Source organism: Proteiniclasticum ruminis, assembly GCF_900115135.1.
Lineage (GTDB): Bacteria > Bacillota > Clostridia > Clostridiales > Clostridiaceae > Proteiniclasticum > Proteiniclasticum ruminis_A.
In genome coordinates this window covers 1-21582 of sequence record NZ_FOVK01000013.1, presented here as the reverse complement: position 1 = coordinate 21582, position 21582 = coordinate 1, and the positions used below count along the sequence as shown (strand labels likewise).

At 42.2% G+C, this 21582-nt stretch carries 23 protein-coding genes; 16 read left to right on the top strand and 7 right to left on the bottom strand.

Annotated features, from left to right (window positions below):
- Nucleotides 1-91: 91 nt before the first annotated feature.
- From BM243_RS12835 to BM243_RS12825, 3 genes are all read right to left on the bottom strand, one after another.
- The gene (locus BM243_RS12835; protein ID WP_074912746.1) at nucleotides 92-1009 is read right to left on the bottom strand and encodes a VOC family protein; all 918 of its coding nucleotides are present in this window, start codon (nucleotides 1007-1009) and stop codon (nucleotides 92-94) included.
- The gene (locus BM243_RS12830) at nucleotides 1010-1564 is read right to left on the bottom strand and encodes an NADPH-dependent FMN reductase (protein WP_242943564.1); all 555 of its coding nucleotides are present in this window, start codon (nucleotides 1562-1564) and stop codon (nucleotides 1010-1012) included.
- A gap of 322 nt (nucleotides 1565-1886) precedes the next feature.
- Nucleotides 1887-2285 (bottom strand): hypothetical protein, encoded by a 399-nt coding sequence (locus BM243_RS12825; RefSeq protein WP_074912744.1) that lies wholly within the window; start codon nucleotides 2283-2285, stop codon nucleotides 1887-1889.
- 510 nt (nucleotides 2286-2795) lie between these two features.
- On the opposite strand from BM243_RS12825, the gene BM243_RS12820 reads away from it, so the two are divergent.
- Complete coding sequence (locus BM243_RS12820; RefSeq protein WP_074912743.1) at nucleotides 2796-4163, top strand: sodium-dependent transporter; 1368 nt, start codon at nucleotides 2796-2798, stop codon at nucleotides 4161-4163.
- Nucleotides 4164-4235: 72 nt separating this feature from the next.
- Here BM243_RS12820 and BM243_RS12815 read toward each other — a convergent pair whose 3' ends face one another.
- Both BM243_RS12815 and BM243_RS12810 read right to left on the bottom strand, forming a co-directional pair.
- On the bottom strand, nucleotides 4236-4748 hold the full coding sequence (locus BM243_RS12815) for a GNAT family N-acetyltransferase (RefSeq protein WP_074912742.1): 513 nt from the start codon (nucleotides 4746-4748) through the stop codon (nucleotides 4236-4238).
- Between the two features lie 31 nt (nucleotides 4749-4779).
- Nucleotides 4780-5235 (bottom strand): hypothetical protein, encoded by a 456-nt coding sequence (locus BM243_RS12810; protein ID WP_074912741.1) that lies wholly within the window; start codon nucleotides 5233-5235, stop codon nucleotides 4780-4782.
- Between the two features lie 222 nt (nucleotides 5236-5457).
- Between BM243_RS12810 and BM243_RS12805 the strand changes: the two genes are divergently transcribed.
- The 14 genes from BM243_RS12805 to BM243_RS12745 all read left to right on the top strand — a co-directional run bounded on the left by BM243_RS12805 (nucleotide 5458) and on the right by BM243_RS12745 (nucleotide 18209).
- Nucleotides 5458-6558: a helix-turn-helix domain-containing protein gene (locus BM243_RS12805; RefSeq protein WP_177213524.1), complete on the top strand. Its 1101-nt coding sequence runs from the start codon at nucleotides 5458-5460 to the stop codon at nucleotides 6556-6558.
- A gap of 28 nt (nucleotides 6559-6586) precedes the next feature.
- A complete protein-coding gene (locus BM243_RS12800; protein ID WP_074912739.1) occupies nucleotides 6587-6790 on the top strand; it encodes a PLDc N-terminal domain-containing protein in 204 nt (67 codons plus the stop codon).
- Nucleotides 6791-7708: an ABC transporter ATP-binding protein gene (locus tag BM243_RS12795; RefSeq protein ID WP_074912738.1), complete on the top strand. Its 918-nt coding sequence runs from the start codon at nucleotides 6791-6793 to the stop codon at nucleotides 7706-7708.
- Nucleotides 7705-8469, top strand: coding sequence for an ABC transporter permease (locus BM243_RS12790; RefSeq protein WP_074912737.1), 765 nt, complete (start codon nucleotides 7705-7707; stop codon nucleotides 8467-8469). Before BM243_RS12795 ends, BM243_RS12790 begins: the two co-directional genes overlap by 4 nt.
- 263 nt (nucleotides 8470-8732) lie before the next feature.
- The gene (locus BM243_RS12785; RefSeq protein WP_083422800.1) at nucleotides 8733-9494 is read left to right on the top strand and encodes an SDR family oxidoreductase; all 762 of its coding nucleotides are present in this window, start codon (nucleotides 8733-8735) and stop codon (nucleotides 9492-9494) included.
- Between the two features lie 47 nt (nucleotides 9495-9541).
- Complete coding sequence (locus BM243_RS12780; protein WP_074912735.1) at nucleotides 9542-10297, top strand: HNH endonuclease; 756 nt, start codon at nucleotides 9542-9544, stop codon at nucleotides 10295-10297.
- Between the two features lie 37 nt (nucleotides 10298-10334).
- Nucleotides 10335-10736, top strand: coding sequence for a (deoxy)nucleoside triphosphate pyrophosphohydrolase (locus BM243_RS15295; protein WP_177213523.1), 402 nt, complete (start codon nucleotides 10335-10337; stop codon nucleotides 10734-10736).
- Nucleotides 10737-13667, top strand: coding sequence for a DEAD/DEAH box helicase (locus BM243_RS12775; protein ID WP_177213522.1), 2931 nt, complete (start codon nucleotides 10737-10739; stop codon nucleotides 13665-13667). It abuts the gene before it with no gap.
- Nucleotides 13668-13731: 64 nt separating this feature from the next.
- Nucleotides 13732-14037, top strand: coding sequence for a DUF960 family protein (locus BM243_RS12770; protein ID WP_083422799.1), 306 nt, complete (start codon nucleotides 13732-13734; stop codon nucleotides 14035-14037).
- Nucleotides 14038-14123: 86 nt separating this feature from the next.
- A complete protein-coding gene (locus BM243_RS12765) occupies nucleotides 14124-14549 on the top strand; it encodes a YkvA family protein (RefSeq protein WP_074912734.1) in 426 nt (141 codons plus the stop codon).
- Nucleotides 14550-14726: 177 nt separating this feature from the next.
- Entirely contained in the window at nucleotides 14727-15305 is a 579-nt protein-coding gene (locus tag BM243_RS12760) for a TetR family transcriptional regulator (protein WP_074912733.1), read from the top strand.
- Nucleotides 15302-16342, top strand: a complete 1041-nt coding sequence (locus tag BM243_RS12755) for a serine hydrolase domain-containing protein (protein WP_074912732.1) — start codon at nucleotides 15302-15304, stop codon at nucleotides 16340-16342. Before BM243_RS12760 ends, BM243_RS12755 begins: the two co-directional genes overlap by 4 nt.
- A 162-nt stretch (nucleotides 16343-16504) precedes the next feature.
- Nucleotides 16505-17584: an alpha/beta hydrolase family protein gene (locus tag BM243_RS12750; RefSeq protein ID WP_074912731.1), complete on the top strand. Its 1080-nt coding sequence runs from the start codon at nucleotides 16505-16507 to the stop codon at nucleotides 17582-17584.
- A 97-nt stretch (nucleotides 17585-17681) separates the two neighbouring features.
- Entirely contained in the window at nucleotides 17682-18209 is a 528-nt protein-coding gene (locus tag BM243_RS12745; protein WP_074912730.1) for a DUF7010 family protein, read from the top strand.
- Between the two features lie 94 nt (nucleotides 18210-18303).
- Here BM243_RS12745 and BM243_RS12740 read toward each other — a convergent pair whose 3' ends face one another.
- On the bottom strand, nucleotides 18304-19194 hold the full coding sequence (locus BM243_RS12740; RefSeq protein WP_074912729.1) for a DMT family transporter: 891 nt from the start codon (nucleotides 19192-19194) through the stop codon (nucleotides 18304-18306).
- A gap of 304 nt (nucleotides 19195-19498) precedes the next feature.
- On the opposite strand from BM243_RS12740, the gene BM243_RS12735 reads away from it, so the two are divergent.
- A complete protein-coding gene (locus tag BM243_RS12735; protein WP_074912728.1) occupies nucleotides 19499-20848 on the top strand; it encodes an MATE family efflux transporter in 1350 nt (449 codons plus the stop codon).
- A 165-nt stretch (nucleotides 20849-21013) separates the two neighbouring features.
- On the opposite strand, the gene BM243_RS12730 is transcribed toward BM243_RS12735, so the two are convergent.
- Nucleotides 21014-21582 (bottom strand): transposase (locus BM243_RS12730; protein WP_143093593.1); only part of this gene is annotated, 569 nt, incomplete at its 5' end.

Sequence of the window (21582 nt, the reverse complement as noted above, 5' to 3'; positions counted from 1 at the left end):
AAAGCTTGTTTCATCTGTCAAGTAATTATACCGTCCATCTGTTCACTTTTCAACTAAGCTGCGACAGATTCCTCCCAGAGTTGAGCTTTCTTTATGCAGCCACGTTGTCGATTTCCAGTTTGATTTTGATATGGGAAGGATCGTAGAGGTATTCTCCATCTTCTTCTTGTAAGGTTTCCACCTTTGCCTCCTCAAGTCTTTTCTTCAGCGCCAGATAGTCTTCCTTTCCGGATAAGACCAGAGTATAGAAATCCAGGCCAGCCGCATCTTCAGGAGCAGGGGTATCCGTCTGTTTCCAGGAGTTGAAGGCAACCACATGGTACTGCTCTTCCTCAAGACCCACATCGCCCATGGCGAAGCTTCTCATCATGAGTCCTTCCGCAAATCCCATCACATCCCTGTAGAAGTTCAGCATATTGTTTAGATTGGAGCCATATAAGTGAATGTGGCCCATTTCCATGTCTTCCAGTGGGCTGTCCACTTTCTCATTCTCAGATAGATGCTGAAAGAGCTCCGTAAGATCCAGAGGATCCCGTCCATCAGTCAGGGTGCCGTCGGTATAAAGAAACTTCAGGTCACCTGCTTTTTCCACGTAGTGTCCGCGCTCTTTCGTTCGCACATAGAGCTCGATGTCATTTCCTTCCAGATCCTTCAGATAAGTGGTCTTGGACATGCCGTGGTCTGTGGGAGAATTGGGGTATTTCACCGCAAAAAGCATGGCGATGGCTTTGGCCAGTTCTTTTTCACTGGGATAGAGCAGGGCGAAATGATACATGCCAGTGGTATTGGAATATCTTTTCAGATCCTCTACTCTTCTTAAATAGAGAAGAGGCTTTTTGGTATCTCCGAGGACAGCATGATTCTCACTTTCCTCATGAAGGGTCATCTTCAGCACTTCCTTGTAGAAGGCGGTCTGTTCTTTCAGATGTTTCACTTTCAGATGCACGAGACCCAGACGGGTTTTGGGAGACAGTTTTGCCTCACCGGTGGTATAGGGAACTGTTTTCAATTAACTCACCTTCCTGATGGTTTCAAAAGCTCTAGACCATAGAATCACTTCATCCAGCATGGCGCTTGCATTCACTGCATGGTGTGCACCAGGCTTAAATACGGAGAAGTTTTCAAAGTCTGTGATCAGGGAGAAGGACACCATGGTTCGTACAGATGCCAAAGAACGTTCTGCGTTGATGCCTCTTAAGGACTGGATGGCAAAGGCGCCACCAAGTCCGCCGTATCCAACATATCCTACTGCCTTGTTCTTGATTTCTCCATCGAGATAATCCAGGGCATTCTTGAATGCTCCACCTACAGAACGGTTGTACTCTGGTGTGATGAACACATATCCGTCAAAGGAAGCGATTTTACTGAGCCATGCTCCTACAGCTGCCATCTGGTTTTCTGAAGCGGCTGCTCCTAGGAAGGGCAGATTGTAGTCCTTGAGATCTACCAGTTCATATTCCACACCTTCATCTTGTCTTCCTACTGCAAAGTCATGGATCCACTTTCCAACTGCTTCCCCGTTTCTGCTTTCTCTTACACTACCTATAATAATTCCTATTTTCATGATGTTCCTCCGATTAATTTATCTTTATATTTTTTATTTTTGAAGTTAGTCTACTTTTCAACTAACTTGAGACTATCATACCTCATATTAGTCTACTTTTCAACTAGTTTTATCAAATTTATTTTATTTTTCTTTTTAATGCTGGATAAATAGAAATGAAAAACCGATGAAGGCCATTGATTTACAATGACTTTCATCGGTGAATATAAATATGGATGTTACTGACTTATGAGGCAGCAGAATCAAGATTCTGATTTCAGCAGTTTTCTGCAGGAGAGTCTATTCGGGCTGAAAAGGTTCAGCTTCTATCGTGACGGAAATGTTATTTGAAATCGGATAATTCTATAGAAAAGTCATCATGCAGGTATACAGAGACCCACTGATCTGCTTCTGTGATATCCATCCTGTTTGTAAGAGATGAGTCGCTTCCATCAGGATTTTCACCGTAGTCGACTTCAATCTCTTGAGTGTAGGGACTGTCCGAGATGGGAACCTTAAACCAAATCACTTCACCTTTATTGAAAGTGCCGTTTTCCTTATTGAGTTCATAACTGGAAAAGATCAGCCCATCCATATATACATTGACGCCGACGTATCGTATGTCATTAATGTCCCCAAGGGTAATATACGTTCCGGTCCGATCTCTTCCTGTAAAATGATTCATAACGGTGCATCCGGAAAGAAAAAGCAGCATCAGTATCATTGCGGTGAGTTTCTTCATTTCATCTCCTCCTCTAAGCTGATTTATAGATTTATACAAGTATAACATTCGTTTCGATATGATAAAAGAATATTAAGAGGAACAGAATATATAAAGTGTACGTAGGGATCGTTGTGCTCATGTGTTTTTGAGTTTTTAAACTTCAGTATCAGAGTGATTTCTGTGGATGGTTTGAGGAGTCCTATATAGGATTTAGAATGACGATTCAAGAAGCGAAACTTACAAGAATCAATCAAAGGAGAAACAGGATACTTTGAATATCAAATTTTATTCTGCCATCTATTGAAAGAGTAATGGTTACGTGCCTTATGGAAGATTCAAAATTGCCAGAATAATAATATTAATGGGAAATAATAACAAATAAATTGTAAGTGCCCGAAAAGAATGATAAAATAAACAATATTCTATAGCGAAGTTGTGCTGGTGTGGATTCCGTGTATCTTAGTGATGCATGGAATTTTCTGATATCTGAGCTTCTAACTGGAAATGATAAACGGGGATGTGTTTAGTATGGAAAATAAAAAAGAAAAGCGGGGACAGTTCACGTCGAAGCTGGGCTTTGTCCTGGCGGCATCTGGTTCTGCTGTGGGTCTTGGCAACTTATGGAGGTTTCCATTCACGGCTGGTGCCAATGGTGGAGGAGCCTTTGTTCTGGTGTATTTTGTGATTCTTTTTATCATCGGATTTACGTTGATGCTGGGAGAACTGTCCATGGGACGTGCCACCATGCTGTCACCCATTGGTGCATATAGAAAGCTGAAATCAAAGTATGCCTGGATTGGTGTGTTAGGTGTGGCTGCTGGTTTTCTCATCCTCTCTTTTTACAGTGTCATTGGCGGATGGGTCATCCGATACCTGGTGAAAGCTGTATCCGGGGATTTCAATGTGACAGATGGCGCAGTGCTTGGAGAGCTCTTCACGGATTTCATTCAGAATCCTCTGGAGCCTCTTGTGTATCATGGCATTTTCATGGCTCTTACAGTTCTCATTGTCATTGGCGGAGTCGCCAAAGGAATAGAGCGCTACAGTAAAATTATGATGCCTTCACTTTTTGTCATGCTGATCCTTCTCATGATCCGTTCCCTGACGCTTCCAGGAGCCATGGAAGGTGTGAAGTTTCTCCTGATTCCTGATTTTTCGAAGATCAATGCAGAAGTGATTCTGGCGGCCATGGGTCAGGTGTTCTTTTCTTTGAGTCTGGGGATGGGGACCATGATTACCTATGGCAGTTACCTTGATAAAGAACAGAACTTGATCTCCAGTGCCATGGAGATTCCGCTCATCGATACCATCGTCGCTTTGGTGGCTGGACTTGTGATTCTGCCTGCTGTTTTTTCCTTTGGATTCAATCCGGAAGGGGGACCTGGGCTTTTATTCATCACACTTCCTGCGGTTTTTTCCCAGATGCCCCTTGGCGGTTTCTTTGCGGTGATGTTTTTCATTCTGGTGCTCTTCGCGGCCCTGACCTCGTCCATTTCCATCCTGGAAGTGGTGGTGTCCTATGCGGTGGATGAAAGAGGCTGGTCCAGAAAATTCTCCACTGTGACCTTGGCTGCGGTGATCTTTGTCATGGGGATTCCTTCTTCACTGGGACAGGGACTCTGGTCCCATGTAAGATTCTTCGGCCGGGACATTCTGGATAATGTGGACTTTCTTGCAAGCAACGTCTTCCTGCCGCTGGGTGGACTTCTCATGTGCCTCTTCATTGGATGGGTCTGGGGAGTGGACAAAGCCATAGATGAAGTCACAAACCATGGGAAACTTTCCTTCCCGCTGAAAGGGTTCTGGACAGTGATGATCAAGTATGTGGCCCCCATCGGGATTCTGTTTGTTTTTGCGCAAGCCACAGGGCTGCTGGAACTGATTTTAGGTGCATAAAACCAAATCGATACATGATTATACCCATAGTAAAAAGGCATCCATTAAAATGGGTGCCTTTTTGCACGAGAACTATAGCTCTCGATCTATGTCGTATTCCAGATAAACAGAGTCTTCTGCTGGATTTTCATGACCCACATCGGAAAAGAGGATGTTACCGCCCATCTTCTGGTAAAATGCCAAAGCACTATGGTTATGGGCATTACAGGAAGAGTAGAGCTTTGTCAGCTGATGGTCTTCACCGTATGTTCTGATGAAACGGAAGATTCTTTTTCCGATGCCTTTGCCCTGATGGCTGGACAGAAGATACAAGGAGTGAAGCACGAGATCCTTGGGCCTTTCTTCTTTTTTTCGGGGTCTTCCAAAGGAGAAGTACCCAATGGGCGTATTATCAAACTCCACGATATACACAAGGGTGTCTGGTGCAGTGATTTGGCTATGAAACTTTTTCTCATGCAGGGTTCTGTCAAAGGAACGAAGCATTTCCTCTGGATAAATGCCCTCATAGGTCTCCTTCCACACCTGTTCCCGAAGACCGGCAAGAAGAGGCGCATCATTTTCTGTGGCACGTCTGATGTTCACCATAAGATTTCCTTTCTGATAGAGTCGTTATGTATTACATTCCTGCAAACTGAGGTCCTAAATAAGTGGTGAGGAGCTTTATGATGTTCTTATCTTCTCCGATGTACTGCACCATCATGGTGTTTTTCTTGAAGAAATGGGGTTCAGAGATCCAGGAAATTTCAATTACTTTGGTCTTGGACTTGTTTTGGTAAGAGGAGCCATCCTTTCCTATTCCAGATGCCACTTCTTCCAAAGTGGTAGGATTCTCATAGAAATAGACATCGAGTATTTCGGTTCCCGTTTTGATACGCATGCGGATGCCTGGAAAGATATCGGAATCTGCCTCTTCCACACTGCTTTCATAGTTCTGGTCTTCCAGATAAGTGATCATGTTTGCCAGGTCTTTTTCATTGTCCTCCGTGAGCTGCGGTTTACTCTTAGTGCATCCGCTGACAAGGAGAAGGACCGTCAGGAGGAGGATACCCAGAATGCTTCTTTTCTTGGACATGGTTTGCACCGGCCTTTCACTTTCATACTTTGTTATTCTAACTTCATCTTATCAGATTGTATCTTGATTTCGTGACATTTCTAAGACAATTGGTGTCAGAAACTATTTTGGAGAAGTATCCTATTGGTTGATTTTATTTACCGAAGTATCTTTTGCATCCATTGTTTTTTTCTCTGAAAAAAAGGATAATCATGGTAAAGACATATTCAAGGAGGGGTGGCTGTGAAGGAAATCCAGATCAGTAAGATTATACTACAGAAAAGAAAAGAGAAAGGACTCACCCAGGATGCCCTGGCTGAATACATGGGGGTCACCAAAGCCTCCGTATCCAAATGGGAAACGGGGCAGAGCTTTCCGGACATCACCTTTCTGCCGCGCCTGGCCTCCTTTTTTAATATCACCATTGATGAGCTTATCGGCTATCTGCCTCAGATGGATAAAGCTGAGATCCGAAGAGCCTATAAAGATCTCAGTGACCGGTTTGGGAAGGAACCCTTCCGGCAGGTATACAGAGATGTTCTGACCATCACAGAGAAGTATTACAGCTGTTTTCCCTGTCTTCTCCAGATGTCCATTCTACTTCTCAACCATCATATGCTGGAGGAAAAGGAAGTCCAAAGAGAAGTTCTGGAGAGGACTCTTCAGCTGCTCCGCCGTATAAGGGAGGAGAGTGGAGATCTATGGCTCATGAAGCAGGCGACTTCATTAGAGGCCACGGTCCAGATGATCCTGGGAGATTCTCTGGAAGTGCTGGAGCTTCTGGAGCCGAGTTTCTTGCCCATTTCCGGAGATGAGGTGGTGCTTGCCAGTGCCTATGCCATGCGGGGTGAGGCGAAGAAAGCAGCATCGGTGCTTCAGGTGAGTCTTTATCAGCATATGATGAACTACCTTTCCGTAGGCGCATCGAATCTCATGCATGTGTCCGGGGATCTGGAGGTTTTTAAGGAAGCATTGAAAAGAATCCTTCCGGTGGCGGATACCATGGGGGTCATGACCCTTCATCCCAATGTCATGGGACAGATTGCTTTTTCCGGTGCCCATGGTTATATGGTCCATGGACAGAAGGAGGAAGCGTTGAAGATGCTTCGCCTTTATACAGAGGCCTGTAAAAATTTCAAGTTCCCTTTTCAGCTGCAGGGAGATGAGTTCTTTACGGAGGTTCTTCCTTGGCTGGAGGAACTGGATCTTGGAAACAGTGCCCCCAGAGGTGACAAGCTCATCAAGGAAGGTATGCTGAGCGCAGTGAGAGAATACCCTCTTTTTCAGCCTCTTCAGGAGGAGCAGGCTTTCCGGTCCATCCTTCTGGAGCTGGAGAACCTTTAATAAATAAAAAATGATCGGAGGAATAAAGATGAATCTAGAAGGATTACGAGAATATCTGCCGGTGCTGATTCCCCTTATTGTGGTGCAATTCGCTTTGACTGCAGCATCTTTGTGGCATGTGCTGACCCACAGAAACTATAAATTCGGAAACAGACCTTTATGGGTGGTTCTGAGCTTTGTGCAGTTCATCGGGCCAGTGGTGTATTTTATCTTTGGAAGAGGCGAGGAATAGATGGAAGTGTTAAAGATTGAAGGTCTGAAAAAAGCGTTCGGGTCTTCTGAAGTGATTAAGGGCATTGATCTTTCTGTGACAGAGGGGAAGATCTTTGGGTTCATCGGCCAGAATGGTGCAGGAAAAACCACCACCATGAAGATGATTCTGGGGCTTCTGGAGAAGGACCAAGGAGAGATCTATGTTTGTGGGGAACCGGTAAAATACGGAGAGACCAGAACCAACCGGTATATAGGGTATCTGCCGGATGTGCCGGAATTTTACAGCTATATGACACCAATGGAATATCTCAGCCTTTGCGGTGAAATCACAGGGATGGAAAAGGAAAAGATCAAAAAAAGAAGCGAGGAGCTTCTGTCCCTGGTAGGGCTGCCAATAAGCAAAAAAAGAATCGGTGCCTTTTCCCGGGGCATGAAACAGAGACTTGGTATTGCCCAGGCGCTTTTAAACGAGCCAAAGCTTCTCATCTGTGATGAGCCCACGTCGGCGCTGGATCCCATGGGCCGTATGGAGATCCTTAGGATTCTCCAGTCTGTGAAGGGAAAGACCACAGTCATTTTCAGCACCCACATCCTTTCGGATGTGGAAAGGATCTGTGATGAGGTGGCTGTTCTGCATGGAGGACATCTGGTGCTTCAGGGACCACTGGAAGAGATCAAGAAGAAGCACAGAAAAGAAGGCCTGGATGTGCTGTTTCAAGAGGAAAAAGATCTTCATGCCTTCATGGCTTCTGAAAAGCTGTCTTCTTATGAGATGGAACGGGATGGAGATGGAAGAAGTGTTCTTGTAACAGGAAGAAACATGGAAAATATACAGAAGGATGTCTATGAGGTGCTGCTGACTCTTCAGATTGTTCCGCAGAAGGTGGAGCTTCTGGAGCCCACCATGGAGCATCTGTTTTTGGAGGTGGTCAAGTGAGAAGTTTTGTGGCTTTTACCAAAAAAGAGATCATGGAGAGTGTTCGGACTTATAAGTTTATGATTCTGTTTCTGATTTTTGTGGTCTTCGGATTTCTGAATCCTGTCATGGCCAAGGTCCTGCCGGAAATCCTTGAAAGTGTTCTGCCGGAAGGCATGACCATTACCTTGGAAGAGCCCAAAGCCATAGATTCCTGGATGCAGTTCTTTAAAAATGGAGCCCAGACGGGAATGATCGTCCTGACGGTGATTTTCAGCGGAATCATGGCGGGGGAGATTTCAAAGGGAACCCTCATCCATATGGTGACCAAGGGTCTTTCAAGAAAAGTGGTGGTGCTTTCTAAGTTTACTTCAGCGGTGTTTCAGTGGACGTTGTCTTACGCCGCATCTGCCCTCATCACCCTGGGGTATACGCTGTACTTTTTTGAGAAAATGGAGCTGCCGAACTTGTTCTTAGGCATTTTGGGTATGTGGATCTTTGGGGTGCTTCTCCTCAGCATGGTCATCTTTGGAGGCCTGCTGTTCAAGAATGTATATGGGGCGCTTCTTCTTGCAGGAGGAGCTGCACTGATTCTTACGCTTCTTGGGCTGTTCCCAGATCTTAAGCCCTATAATCCCATGACGCTGGTTTCTGAGAACGTGAACCTCATGACGGAGATGTTCTCTTCAGGAGATTTTCTTCTGTCAGCGGGTGTGGCGGTTCTTCTCACGGGGCTTCTTCTTGTCATTTCCATGTCCAACACATTGAAGATCACAGAATAGATGTTGAAAAGACTGCAGTAATGCGGTCTTTTTATTTTGCAATAAACACAGATAGAGGTGGCTGCTCAGGGAACTTTTCAGAGCTGACTTCAGAAAAATGAAAAATTACTGTCCTGACATTGGGATATATTTTGTGGTACTTTCCAGTTAGATGCAACCAAAAGTATGCAAATAAGAATAGATTCTATACATAATTCTGTAAATTATTCAAATATACAGTTAATTTTGATATACTAGGCTTAGTGTAAACCGTTTAATATGAGGTGAGAGAATTGGATGGAAAAGTATGTGTCATCACCGGAGGAGCCAATGGCATTGGAAAAGCCTTGGTAAGAGCCTTTGTGAAAGAAGGCGCGTCGGTGGCATTTATTGATAAGGATGGAGAAGCAGGGAAGGATCTTCTTTCCTCATTTCAAGATCAGAAGAAGCACTTCTTTTTCGAGGGAGACCTTGCTTCTGAATCTGTGCTGGTGGAGTTTGCGGAAGAGATCAAGAAAAGGTATGGGAAAGTGGATGTTCTCATCCATAATGCCTGTTTCAGCCATAAGGGACTTCTCAGTGGCTGCACCTATGAAGAGTTCAATGAGATTCTACGGGTGGGGGTATCTGCACCGTATTATCTTACGCTTCTTTTGAAAGAACATTTCAAGCCCGGAGCTTCCATTGTGAACATCATCTCCACCAGAGCCTTCATGAGTCAGAAGGATACGGAAAGTTATAGTGCTGCAAAAGGCGGGATTACTGCACTGACCCATGCCATGGCCATGAGCCTACAGGGGATTGCAAGAGTGAACAGCATTGCGCCAGGATGGATTGATACCACGGATGAAGAGAATTTCAGTGAGGCGGATAGAAAGCAGCATCCTTCTGAAAGAGTGGGTGTGCCAGAGGATATTGCGAGAACAGTCCTGTTTCTTTGTGATGAAAGATCTTCATTTATCAATGCAGAAAATATCACTGTGGATGGTGGTATGAGTAAGAGGATGATCTATCACGGGGATGAGGGTTGGAAGTACAATGAATAAATCTCCTTGACTGAAAAGATTTTCTGCAACTTTGAGGGGGTGAAGATTTGAATAGGAATCGTGAAGAAGAACAAGTTCGAAGTGAATCGAAAGTATCAATTTTAAAAGATTATTATTCAAGATATTTGATTGACATTAGGGGGCTTAAAAGGTCCACGGTCAATCACTATTTCGATGCCCTGAATAACATATCAAGAAAGCTCAAAAGCATGGGGTTAGTACAAGAAGATATTTATGAAATTGGAGATATTGAAAGGCTTTCTGAAGTTCGAGAGATTCTATTTGGGGCTGAAGAGTTCATGGCTCAAGATAAAAGAGGGAATCAAATGTACAGTGCGGGCTTAAATAATTATTATCGGTTTGCCTGTGGTGAATCATTTTCCAAACTAAAAGATAAGGTTAAACTTCTGGATATGCCTATTGAAATGAATCTCAGAGAAAAATCTGAAGTATACAGGTGGCAAAGATCCGAGATCATAAAAATTCAGTCCTTAGAATTGGCGGGTTATCAGTGCGAACTCGATTCTTCACATCAAAGCTTTATTGCAGAGAAAACGAAAAAACCTTATATGGAAGGTCATCATGCAATTCCCTTGAGACATCAGACAAGATTCTCAGTGAGTCTAGATATATACGCTAATATTGTTTGTCTTTGTCCTACGTGTCATCGGAGACTCCATTATGGAATAGTCGAGGATCGATTTGAAATGATGTCGAGATTGTATGAAGATAGATCTTCAAGACTGGCTCAAAGTGGCATATACTTAAGTAAAGAGGAATTCGCAAAAACCAGTGTGCTGTAGAATTCTCAAATAATAACGATGAAAGAATGGGAAATGAATGAAAACAATAGAAGTTGTTGCTGCAATATTTAAGAGAGGAGATTCGTTTCTGTGTATGCAAAGGAATGAATCTCCTCTAAAGTATATTTCGAGGAAATTTGAGTTTCCAGGTGGTAAGATTGAGCCAGGAGAACAGAGAGAAGTGGCTTTACAGCGTGAACTTCATGAAGAAATGGACTTAACTATTTCAGTTTCACAGGATCAATATTTAATGACCGTAGACCATATCTATCCTGATTTTAGGATAATCATGCATGGATATTTGATTGAAGTTGATGATTTAAAGTTTACGTTAAATGACCATGGAGCATTCCGGTGGATGGAGAGACAGAATCTATTGCTTCTTGATTGGGCACCAGCAGATGTTCCTATAGTGGAGAAATTAATGAGGGAGATTTAAATGATAGCAAATAGTGAATTGAGTAAGGGCTTAGTCCACGGTTTTCTCGATAGAACAGAGACTGCACTGGAATCATATAAACCACGTCTGATCATTAATGATCCTGAGAGAGGAGAAAAGGTACTTACTAGTATCATTCAAGAACTCTCTCATTGTGATGCGTTCTATTTTTCCGTGGCATTTATTACAGAAAGTGGCGTTACGGTCTTACTAAATACACTTAAGGAGTTAGAAGAAAAAGGGATACAGGGGAAAATAATTGCTTCTCAATATCAGAATTTCTCATCTCCTAAAGCTTTAAAAAAACTCTTAGAATTAAAGAATGTTGAGCTAAGAATTGTTACTCAAGAAGCGGCTAAAATGCATACAAAAGCCTATATTTTTCGAAAAGGTGAGGAGTACTCCATTATAGTTGGTAGTAGCAATATGACACAAAGTGCGCTATGTGAGAACAAAGAGTGGAATTTAAAAGTTTCTTCCTCAAAAGAAGGAGCCATCGTTTCAAATACAATTGAAGAGTTCAACAGTATGTTTACTCACGCAACAATCGTAGATATCAATTGGATTGATGCGTATTCAAAGATATATGAACTACAAAAGAATATTAATAGTACCGCAGAAAAGACCATAGAAGATCATCTATCCGGTAAACTACTGTACCTCAATGCGATTAAACCAAATAAAATGCAGGTTAATGCATTGCAAGAATTGGAAGCAACAAGAAATAGACAGCATGAAAAAACATTAATCATTTCAGCTACAGGTACAGGAAAAACCTATTTGTCAGCATTCGATGTTAAAAAATTTAATCCAAAGAGATTTCTATTTGTAGTTCATCGGGAGCAAATCGCTAAAGAAGCATTGAAGAGTTTCAGAAAAGTTATAGGCTTTGAAAAAACAATGTCGATATTAAGTGGAAATCATAAGGATTTTCAAGCGGATTATATTTTTACAACAATCCAGACACTCTCAAAAGAGCATATTTATAGGCAGTTCTCGCCTGATGACTTTGAGTATATTGTTATTGATGAAGTCCATCGTGCAGGGGCCAAATCGTATAAAACGATTATTGATTATTTTCAGCCAAAATTTCTACTCGGTATGTCCGCGACTCCTGAAAGAACAGATGGATTCGATATATTTGAACTATTTGATCATAATATCGCCTATGAGATTCGACTGAATGATGCCATGAAAGAAGATCTCATATGTCCATTTCATTATTTTGGCATTACAGAATTAATGGTCGAAGGAAAAATCATTGATGATCAGACACAGTTTAATCATTTGGTTTCAGATGCTAGAGTTCAATATATAAAAGAAAAGGTTGAGTTTTATGGATATTCTGGAAGCCGAGTTAAGGGGCTTGTGTTTTGCAGTAGAAACGAAGAAGCGCAAAATCTATCGCAGAAATTTAATGATATTGGATATAGAACACTTGCTTTAAGTGGTGCTAGTTCACAAGAGGAAAGAGCTGAAGCCGTTCAGAGGTTAGGACAAGATGAAAATGAAGGTGCCTTGGACTATATCTTTACAGTGGATATTTTTAATGAGGGTGTGGATATACCGGAAATTAACCAAGTGGTGATGTTAAGGCCCACGAAGTCAGCCATTATCTTTGTTCAGCAACTTGGAAGAGGTCTAAGAAAGGTTTTTGGGAAGGAATATGTCGTTGTACTGGATTTCATTGGAAACTACGATAACAACTATTTAATCCCCATCGCCTTGTCAGGAGACCAGTCTTACAACAAAGATAATATTCGTAGATATGTTGCTGAAAGTAATAGAATTATCTATGGTTGTTCTACAATTAATTTTGACAAGATAACACGTGAGAGAATCTATAAATCTATTGATCACGCAGATTTTAATGATCTGAAGATTATTAAAGAATCTTATCAGGATTTAAAGAATAGATTGGGTAGAATTCCATTACTGACTGAGTTTATCAAATATGATGTCATTGATATTGAAAGAATCTTTGCTAAGACAGGCTCATATCATAACTTTCTTAGAAAATATGAGAAAGACTATCAGATTTCTTTAAACACAGAAGAAGAAAAGTTCATTGAATTTATTTCGCTCAAGTACGTAAATGGAAAGCGACCACATGAACTAGAGTTCATTAAATTATTACTAAACGAAGAATCTGCAGTTCTTGTTAAACTCGAAGACTTATTATTTGAAAAGTATAGAATCGAAGTAAATAAGAATACTAGAGTTAATTTAATAAACCAAATGACGCAAAATTTTGCTACAGGTTCATCAAAAAGCACCTTTGCTAAAGCAATCTTCATTGAGAAAGAAGGACAAGATTATAAAAGATCAAGTGCGTTTCTTCGGTGTTTACAGAACTCTGTATTTCAACAAATGGTCATGGAACTTCTAAATATCGGGTTGAGAAAGTATGAAGAAAGATACAGTAATCATTATCGAGAAACAAATTTTGTGCTAAATGAAAAGTATACCTATGAAGATGTATGTAGGCTTTTAGATTGGAGTAAAAATGAGGTTCCTCTAAATATTGGTGGCTATAAATTTGATAAAGAGACAAAGACTTTCCCCGTGTTTATCAATTATCACAAGGACGATGATATTAGCGAGACAATACAGTATCATGATGAGTTTTTCTCACCTTCAGAGTTCTTAGCTTTTAGTAAATCAGGACGTACTATCCAGTCAGATGATGTTCAAACCATATATTCTGCTAAAGATCTAGGTGTTGAAATATTACTTTTTGTCCGTAAGGATAAAACAGATAAAACTTCGAAGGAGTTTTACTTCCTTGGCAAGATTGATGCGATTGGAAGTCCGGTCCAAGCAAAGATGCGGGGGACGAATGTGAATGTCGTAAAAATAAGGTATAAACTAGATGTACCTGTCAGAGATGACTTGTATGACTATATTACTCAAGAAAAGATAGCAGATTAGCTGTGAAGCGATTAAGAACTTTCTCAAATTCCATAATACTCTTATCAAAACAAAGAGGTGCATTATGGATAGAAAAATGTTCAGTGGAAACCGCTACATGACAAAAGGCATTCAGACCTTTTTGAGACCAGATCTACAGATCTTATTATGGGATCTCATTGACGGCCTAGATGTGGAAAAAGACTATCTTCAGGTATTTAAGCTGGAGATGAAAGAAGAAGATCTTAAGCTGACCCATCAGCAGGAGAATCCGGACTACTCTGTATCCTATACAGTAAAAGTGGACCATCCTTCCATTCATCAGGAGGAGAAAATCTTTGTCATTGATGATGGGGACTATGCAACAATGATGTTCGCCTCTGAGTATTAGTAAAAGAAGAGGCTTCATCCGCACTGCTGACTTCTGAAACATTCTGATGACCAATTAAAAACAATAGATGAAAAGGAGATGAACCCATGGATTTTGATGAAAAAGAACTGGAAGAGAAGAAGTATACGGAAGCCTATTCCGAAGAGAAGTTGTTCGACAAAATCATGAAGTTTGCAAAGAAAGCGGGAATCAAAGTCATCTATCTGGCTCTGCTTCTATACTACACACTGCAGCAACCCGAAACCCCAATGAAGGCAAAGTCAGTCATCATTGGAGCCCTAGGCTACTTCATCTTCCCCGTGGATCTGATTCCGGATTTCATCCCAGTGGCAGGGTATACAGATGACTTAACTGCACTCATGGCGGCACTTGTGATGGTTGCGTTTTACATCAACGAGGATACAAAAAAGAAAGCCAGAGAAAGGCTGAAGGTTTGGTTTGGCAGTTACGATGAATCAGACTTAGCGCATATTGACGAGAAGATGAACACAGAAGAAAAGACTGAAGAGTAATTTATTATGAAGGAGATTCCTGTTGAACAGGAGTCTCTTTTTCGATGAAGAAATACATTGTAAGGATCTATAGAAGCTAAACAATTCAGTCATTGACACCAGATAAAAAATCATGTAAATTAAATAATAAATGATAGATAACATGTGTTATTTAACAAAAGAAGAGGAGGGTGTTCCATGCCACCAAAAACTGTATTTGACAGAAGTGCAATCCTGGAAGCGGCTTTGGCCATAGCCCAAGAGACTGGGATCTCTAGTATCACTACCAGAAATGTTGCGAAAAGGTTAGGAAGCTCCGTAGCACCCATCTATTTGAACTTTGAAACAGTAGATCACCTCATCGACGCGGTGGTGGAGAGAGTGATGGAGAGCTCTCTAGACCTGTTGGCAAAACAGAAGGGTTCCAGCACTTTCGAGAAGATCGGGCTGGCTAGTTTAGCATTTGCAAGAAAATACCCAGTTATTTTCCGTGAGCTTACCCTGGAACCCAATAAATATATGGCGTCCTATGATGCCGTGGAGACGCAGATTCTATCCTCTATGGCGGAGGATGAAACCATGAAGGAATGGAGTATTCAGGAGCGGCGGAGGCTACTTTTCAAAATGAGAGCCTTTCAGATTGGCCTGTCCGTACTTACATCGACAGACCAAAAACCCACTTGGTTGAGTGATGATGAAATGGAAGAGATTCTGCTGGAAACTGGACAGGAGATCATTTCTGTGGCGATGAAGAAGAAAGAGAGGGAAGGCAAATGAAGCGCTTTGATGAAGATACCCTAGAGCATATCGTAAAACAGGTATTGCAAAAAAAGCACATTCATGGCGCAGTATTTCATGTATCCTCAGGAGATGGCAGAAAGTCCTTAAGCGGAGCAGCTGGTGATATGGACGTAGAGAGCTCCTACTACATTGCAAGCATCAATAAAATGATGGTTTCCGCAGTAACGTTAAAGCTCATCGAGGAAGGAAGGCTTCATTTTACAGATGCACTGGAGAAGTATATGGAACCAGCACACTTGAAGGGACTCCACGTGCTGGGAGGGAAAGATCATTCAAAAGACATTCGTGTGGTGCATCTACTTTCAAACACTTCAGGATTACCATGTTATTTTGAAGATCAGCCTTTAGAGGGGAACTCCGTGATAAAAGACCTGGAAGCCGGAATGGACCAGTCCTGGCCACTGGAAAAGGTTATAGAACGAGTAAAGACCATGAAACCACATTTTAGTCCAGGAGAAGGCAACAGAGCAAAATACATCGATACCAATCACCAGCTGCTGAACCTGGTCATCGAGAAAGTCCTGGATAAACCAGTGAAAGAAGTGCTGAATCAGCTGTTTTCTGATCTGGAGATGCACAGGACCTACGTGTGTGAAGATGCTCAGGACACCAGTTATATCTATCCATATTATAAAAACGAGAAGAGAAACATCAGCAAATTCATCACGTCGACACAAAATGATGTGATCTCCACAGCAAAGGATCAGATGATCTTTTTGAAAGCCTTTTTCAACGGCTATTTCTATCCAAGGGATAAAATAGAAGATCTGAAGAAGTGGAATCCCATTTTCTTCCCTTTTCAATATGGAATTGGGATCCAGAAGTTCTATATGCCTCGAATTCTTTCCCCGTTGAAAGCAGTGCCCGACATGATTGGCCATTGTGGCTCCACTGGATCCGTAGCTTTTTATGTGCCTGAAGCAGATCTTTATATTACTGGAACAACCAACCAGCAGGCAAATCCCAGTGCCGCATTCCAGACACTGATCAAAATCGTGCATTCAGTTATTTAGAATCCGGAAAACACAGTATACTTATGGGCAACGAGAGGATGAGGAATTGGTTCGATGCACCGCAGGGGAACGGTCAATCCCTCTAATGTGGTTTTGTTTTTTATACTGAAGTGCAGGAGAGAAGGTCAGAGAAGAGCGGAGATAAAGGAGTAATGGAGCAGGATGAAGAAGATAAATAAGACAACGAAGAGAAGAATCATAGGAAGATCCATTGCAGCATTTCTTGTGATCTATTCTATGATTTCTATGATTGCAGGTATTGTGATCTATAATGGACAGTTCCCAAGGTATGAAAGACATGATATGGATGTTTCAGCTGGTTTGCGGTATGAAGATTTAGAGGAAGCTTATCCCAGAAAACTGGTGTCCTTCAAGTCCGGGGAGAATCTGTTGCAAGGGTATGTGTACGGAAAAGAGGATGCAAAGGCACTGGTGGTCGTGGTGCATGGACTTGGTGGAGGTGCAGACAGTTATCTGCCACAGATTACATATTTTGTGGACCAGGGATGGCAGGTCTTTTCATATGATGCCACCGGCAGCTTTGACAGCGAAGGGAAAACAACAAAAGGGTTTCCTCAGGCGCTGCTGGATCTCAATTCTGCATTATCGTATCTAAAAACCCAGTCAGATACTAAAGATAAACCGGTCCTTCTCTTTGGTCATAGCTGGGGAGGATATGCAGCAGCTACTATACTGCACTATGAGCATGACATAGCAGCGGTGGTTTCGGTATCCGGTGCCAACAGTTCCATGGAGATGATCATGGAGCAAGGGGAGAAAATCATGGGCAGCTTCATAAAACTGCAATATCCCTATCTATGGCTCTATGAGCGGATCCTGTTTGGCAAAGCTGCTAGCTTCAGCGCTGAGGACGCACTTCGCCACACAGAGGTCCCTACATTTATTGTTCATGGAAAAGAGGATGAAATGGTGGGGTATCATCAAAGCTCCATCATTTCTAAAATAAGGACACTGGATCATCCCTATGTAACAACCCTCACAATAGATGAACCGGGTCGAAGCGGGCACATGGATCTTTTTCGTTCGAAAGCCAGTATGGATTACATTAGTGAAGTGAATGAAAAGTACCGGGAAATTTATGATACCTATGATTCGAACATCCCTTATGATGTGAAGAAAGAGTTTTACGCGAAGATTGACAGGGCTCTGGCTCAGGACCTTAACTTGAGCTTGATGGAAGAAATCAACAGCTTCTATTTGAAGAGTCTTAAGGATAGATAAGTGCAGGGGGAGTACATCATAAGCAGAAGAAATATATACAGAGAAAGAACTATATAAAAAAGGGTGGATCAAAAGATCCATGAGTGGAGGAGAGTACATGACTTTAGAAGAGATGCGCAAAGACTGCGCATTAAAACAGAAAAAGGGACTTCATTTCATTTTGGCCTCTGTTTTGATTTGGATGATCATTTTAGGAATACATCTCAGTTCGGAAGAAATTCTCAGGAAGAATCTGTATACATTCATGGCCACGTCTATTCTGGTGCCAACGGCATACCTGATTTCAAAATGGATCAAAGTGGATTTTACGAATAAAAGCAATCCGTTGACGGAACTTGGAGTACTATTTTCCTTCAATCAGATGCTGTATCTTTTGATTGCCATGTGGATCTATAATGCAGCACCTGAGAAAATGGTCATGGTGCTGGCCATGATCTTTGGGGCACATCTTCTTCCTTACGGCTGGCTGTACAAGTCCAAAAGCTACTTCATATTTTCCATTGGCATATCCTTTGGGGCCCTCATTCTGGGCGTGAATTACCCAGTGTATGTGTTATCAGCGGTGATGATTGTCATAGAAATCCTCTTCAGCATACTGCTCTGGCTGGAAGTAAAGAAGATATAGGCAGAATGAAATCTGTGGCATCAGATTTCTCTAAGTAAAAAGGAGATTTCCCACAGTATTTTGGAAATCTCCTTTTCTCTACTTCTTATTATATTTACCCCATGAAAATCACTGCAACACCAAGGACGCCCACAATGGCACCAACGATTTCATTGGTTTTCACTTTCTCTTTAAAGAGGAAAATGGTCACTGGAATGATGAGAATAGGCACAATGGCCATGAGTGTTGATGCAATGGCAGTTGAGGTGTATTTGATGGCCATGAGAGACAGGGAAACACCAACCACGGGTCCAAAGAGGGATCCGATGGTGATGCCCACCATGGCTGTTTTATTCTTAAAGGCGGCGAAGAAGTTTGGCCACTTCTTCGTAACGGTGATGATAAGAATAAAACCAAGAATTCCTGAGAAGATACGGATCTCCGTGGCCACAAAGGGATTGAGCTCTGCGACACCTACCTTGGAAAGGATAAGGCCCAGGGCCTGCCCCACAGCGCCAAGAAAAGCAAAGGTGATTCCTTTGATGGGGTGTTTCACCACAATCTTCTGGGAGCCTTTTTCTTTGCCCATGATGACAATGGCAATGCCAAGGAAAGTCAGCATCATACCGAGGATCTGCACAAGACCCAAGGTTTCATCCAAAAGAAAATAGCTGAGCACCGCAGTGATGGGCGGAGCCAGAGCCATAATGAGCATAGAGATCCTTGCCCCAATCTCCACAAAAGCCTGGAATAGGAACATATCACCGATGACAAAGCCCACAAGACCAGAAATCAGAAGAGCCTGGAATGCCTCGGGAGAGACGGAGAGATTTCTAAATCCATCTGTGATGAAGAAGTTGATCACCGTAATGATCAGAAGTGAAATGACCAGTCTCATGAGGTTCAGCACAAGAGACCCTACCTTCTTGCCGGAATATTCAAAAGAGACGGAAGACCCCACCCAGCAGAAGGCTGTGAGAAGTGCCGCGATTTCGCCTATAAACATATCTGTACCATCCTGTTCACGTTATTTATCATTGCTAAATCGTAACACAGCTTTTCTCTTTTTCCTAGAATTTTTATTCCCTCAAAGTCTATGAGAAACAGGTGAAAAGGACGAATAATCATACACTCTCATAGAAGCTTTTATCCAAAATCACGAGATTGTCAAATTGGCCACGGACCCATTGAAAAAGTTTGAAATTTCATGGGTTTGACCAGAAGGGGAACTTTGGGTAAGATAGGATGGAAAAATTGTTCTAGTTACGGCATCGGCTTTCTTGAGATGGCCTTCTTTTATTGGGGGAATTATGGGTAAAGAGCAAAGAGAAAAGAAAAAGCTCTATGAAACCTTTTTTAAATATGTGTCGCTGAACGTGCTCAGCATGATTGGGTTTTCGGCTTTTATCCTGGCGGATACCTTTTTCATTGCCAACGGCATTGGAAAAGATGGCCTGGTTGCACTGAATATTGTGATTCCAGCCTATACCCTGATTTATGCCACAAGTCTACTTTTGGGCAATGGGGTTGGCACCATGTTTTCCATCTACAAAGGCGAGAGAAGACAGAAGCGGGGCAGTGAGATGTATACCATGATGATCCTTGTGGGCCTCGGTATTGGTCTTCTTTATACTGCTTTTGGGCTTCTCTTCCCGGAAGAGATCGTGATGCTTCTTGGGGCAGATGGAAAGATTTTGGATCTTTCTTTGGATTACACCACCATGGTCTTTCCCTTTTCCGCAATATTCATGGTGAGCAGCATGCTGGTGAGTATGGTGAGAAATGACAAAAGGCCAAAGCTTGCCATGAAGGCTATGATGGCAGGAAGCCTGTCGAATATCCTTCTGGATTATGTGTTCATCTATCCTCTTAACATGGGCATGACAGGAGCGGCCTTGGCCACAGGTATTGCACCCATCATCAGCATTTTGGTGCTTCTTCCATACTTCATCAAAAAGGAGAACACCTTTCATCTCATCCGCTTCTCATGGAGACCAGGGGAGCTGAAAAAAGTACTCTCCATTGGGGTACCATCCTTTATCACGGAGCTTTCCTCAGGACTTGTGATTCTTCTTTTTAATCTCGTGATTCTAGAGTATGTGGGAGAGACAGGGGTTGCTGCTTACGGAATCTTAGCAAATCTTGCACTGATACTCATAGCCGTGTTCTCAGGAGCAGGGCAGGGAATCCAGCCCATTGTGAGTTATAATCATGGCCAGGGAAATAAAGAGAACATCAGGCACACCTTAAGGCTGGGACTGGTCTTCTCCTTTCTTCTGGGCGCAGCACTCTATACCCTATTTATGGCTTTTCCAGAGGAGATCATCAGAGCCTTCAATCCGGAAAACAACCGGGAGCTTTACGCCATCGCAAAAGAAGGAATGGCGCTGTATTTCACCTCCTTCTTTTTTGCAGGAGTCAACATCATGATCATTTCTTATTTTTCCTCCAAAGCAAAAGCCGGGATATCCTTTATGATATCGATGCTTCGCGGTATTGTGCTGATTCCTTTTGCATTATTTCTGCTTGCGCCGGTCTTGGGCATCAATGGAATCTGGCTCACCATTCCTTTGGTGGAATTCATTACGCTTCTTCTAGGACTGTATCTCATTTTTATAGAAAACAAGAAAGAGGAACCTTCACACAAGTACACTGTGTAAGAGGTCAATGTCATTAAGTTAATTAAACCAAATAGAAGACTGGATTCTGGATTTCCTGTAAATCAGAGTCCAGTCTTCTATTTTTACTGAAATAAGTAGACTTCAGTATTTTTCTGCATAGCAAACAGGCGGGTTCACCCCGCCGGATTTTGACTTTACCGGGATTTACGCTATTCTATAATTAAAGCTGACAAAAGTCCTGAACTTGATCTGACGCGGGAAAGCTCGTTCTCTCCGGATGGGGAGAATGTACTTTTGGATCAGCTTGCAGATGTCTAAGAAAGCATTGTTCTCCTTGAAATAATGTTTGCAAATGCTGATGGCTCTCGAAAAATTGACTTGATAGTTATGTTTTCGGTCCTTCTTCTGAATCACTACGTACGAGGTAATGATTGAACAGAAGTTGTACATCGTCATTTTTGCAAAGATTTCTTGAGCAATGCTTTCTTTCTTTTTGGAATGCAAATGTGTTAAGGCCAAAGTGTGTTTGAGCTCACGGAACGAAGTTTCAATCCCCCAACGAAGATAGTATAGCGATTTGATCTCCTTCGGTGGGAAGACATCTCCCTCCAGATTCGTGATAAAGCATTGGTATGATCCATCGTCCAACTGCACTTTGACCGCACGGAACGAAATCGGATAGTATGGTGTGTTCTCGTCAAGAAAATCGAAAGTTACACTTGTGGGTAAGAACTTATAGCGATCCGGCTGTTGTTTGATTAAATTGGTTTGCT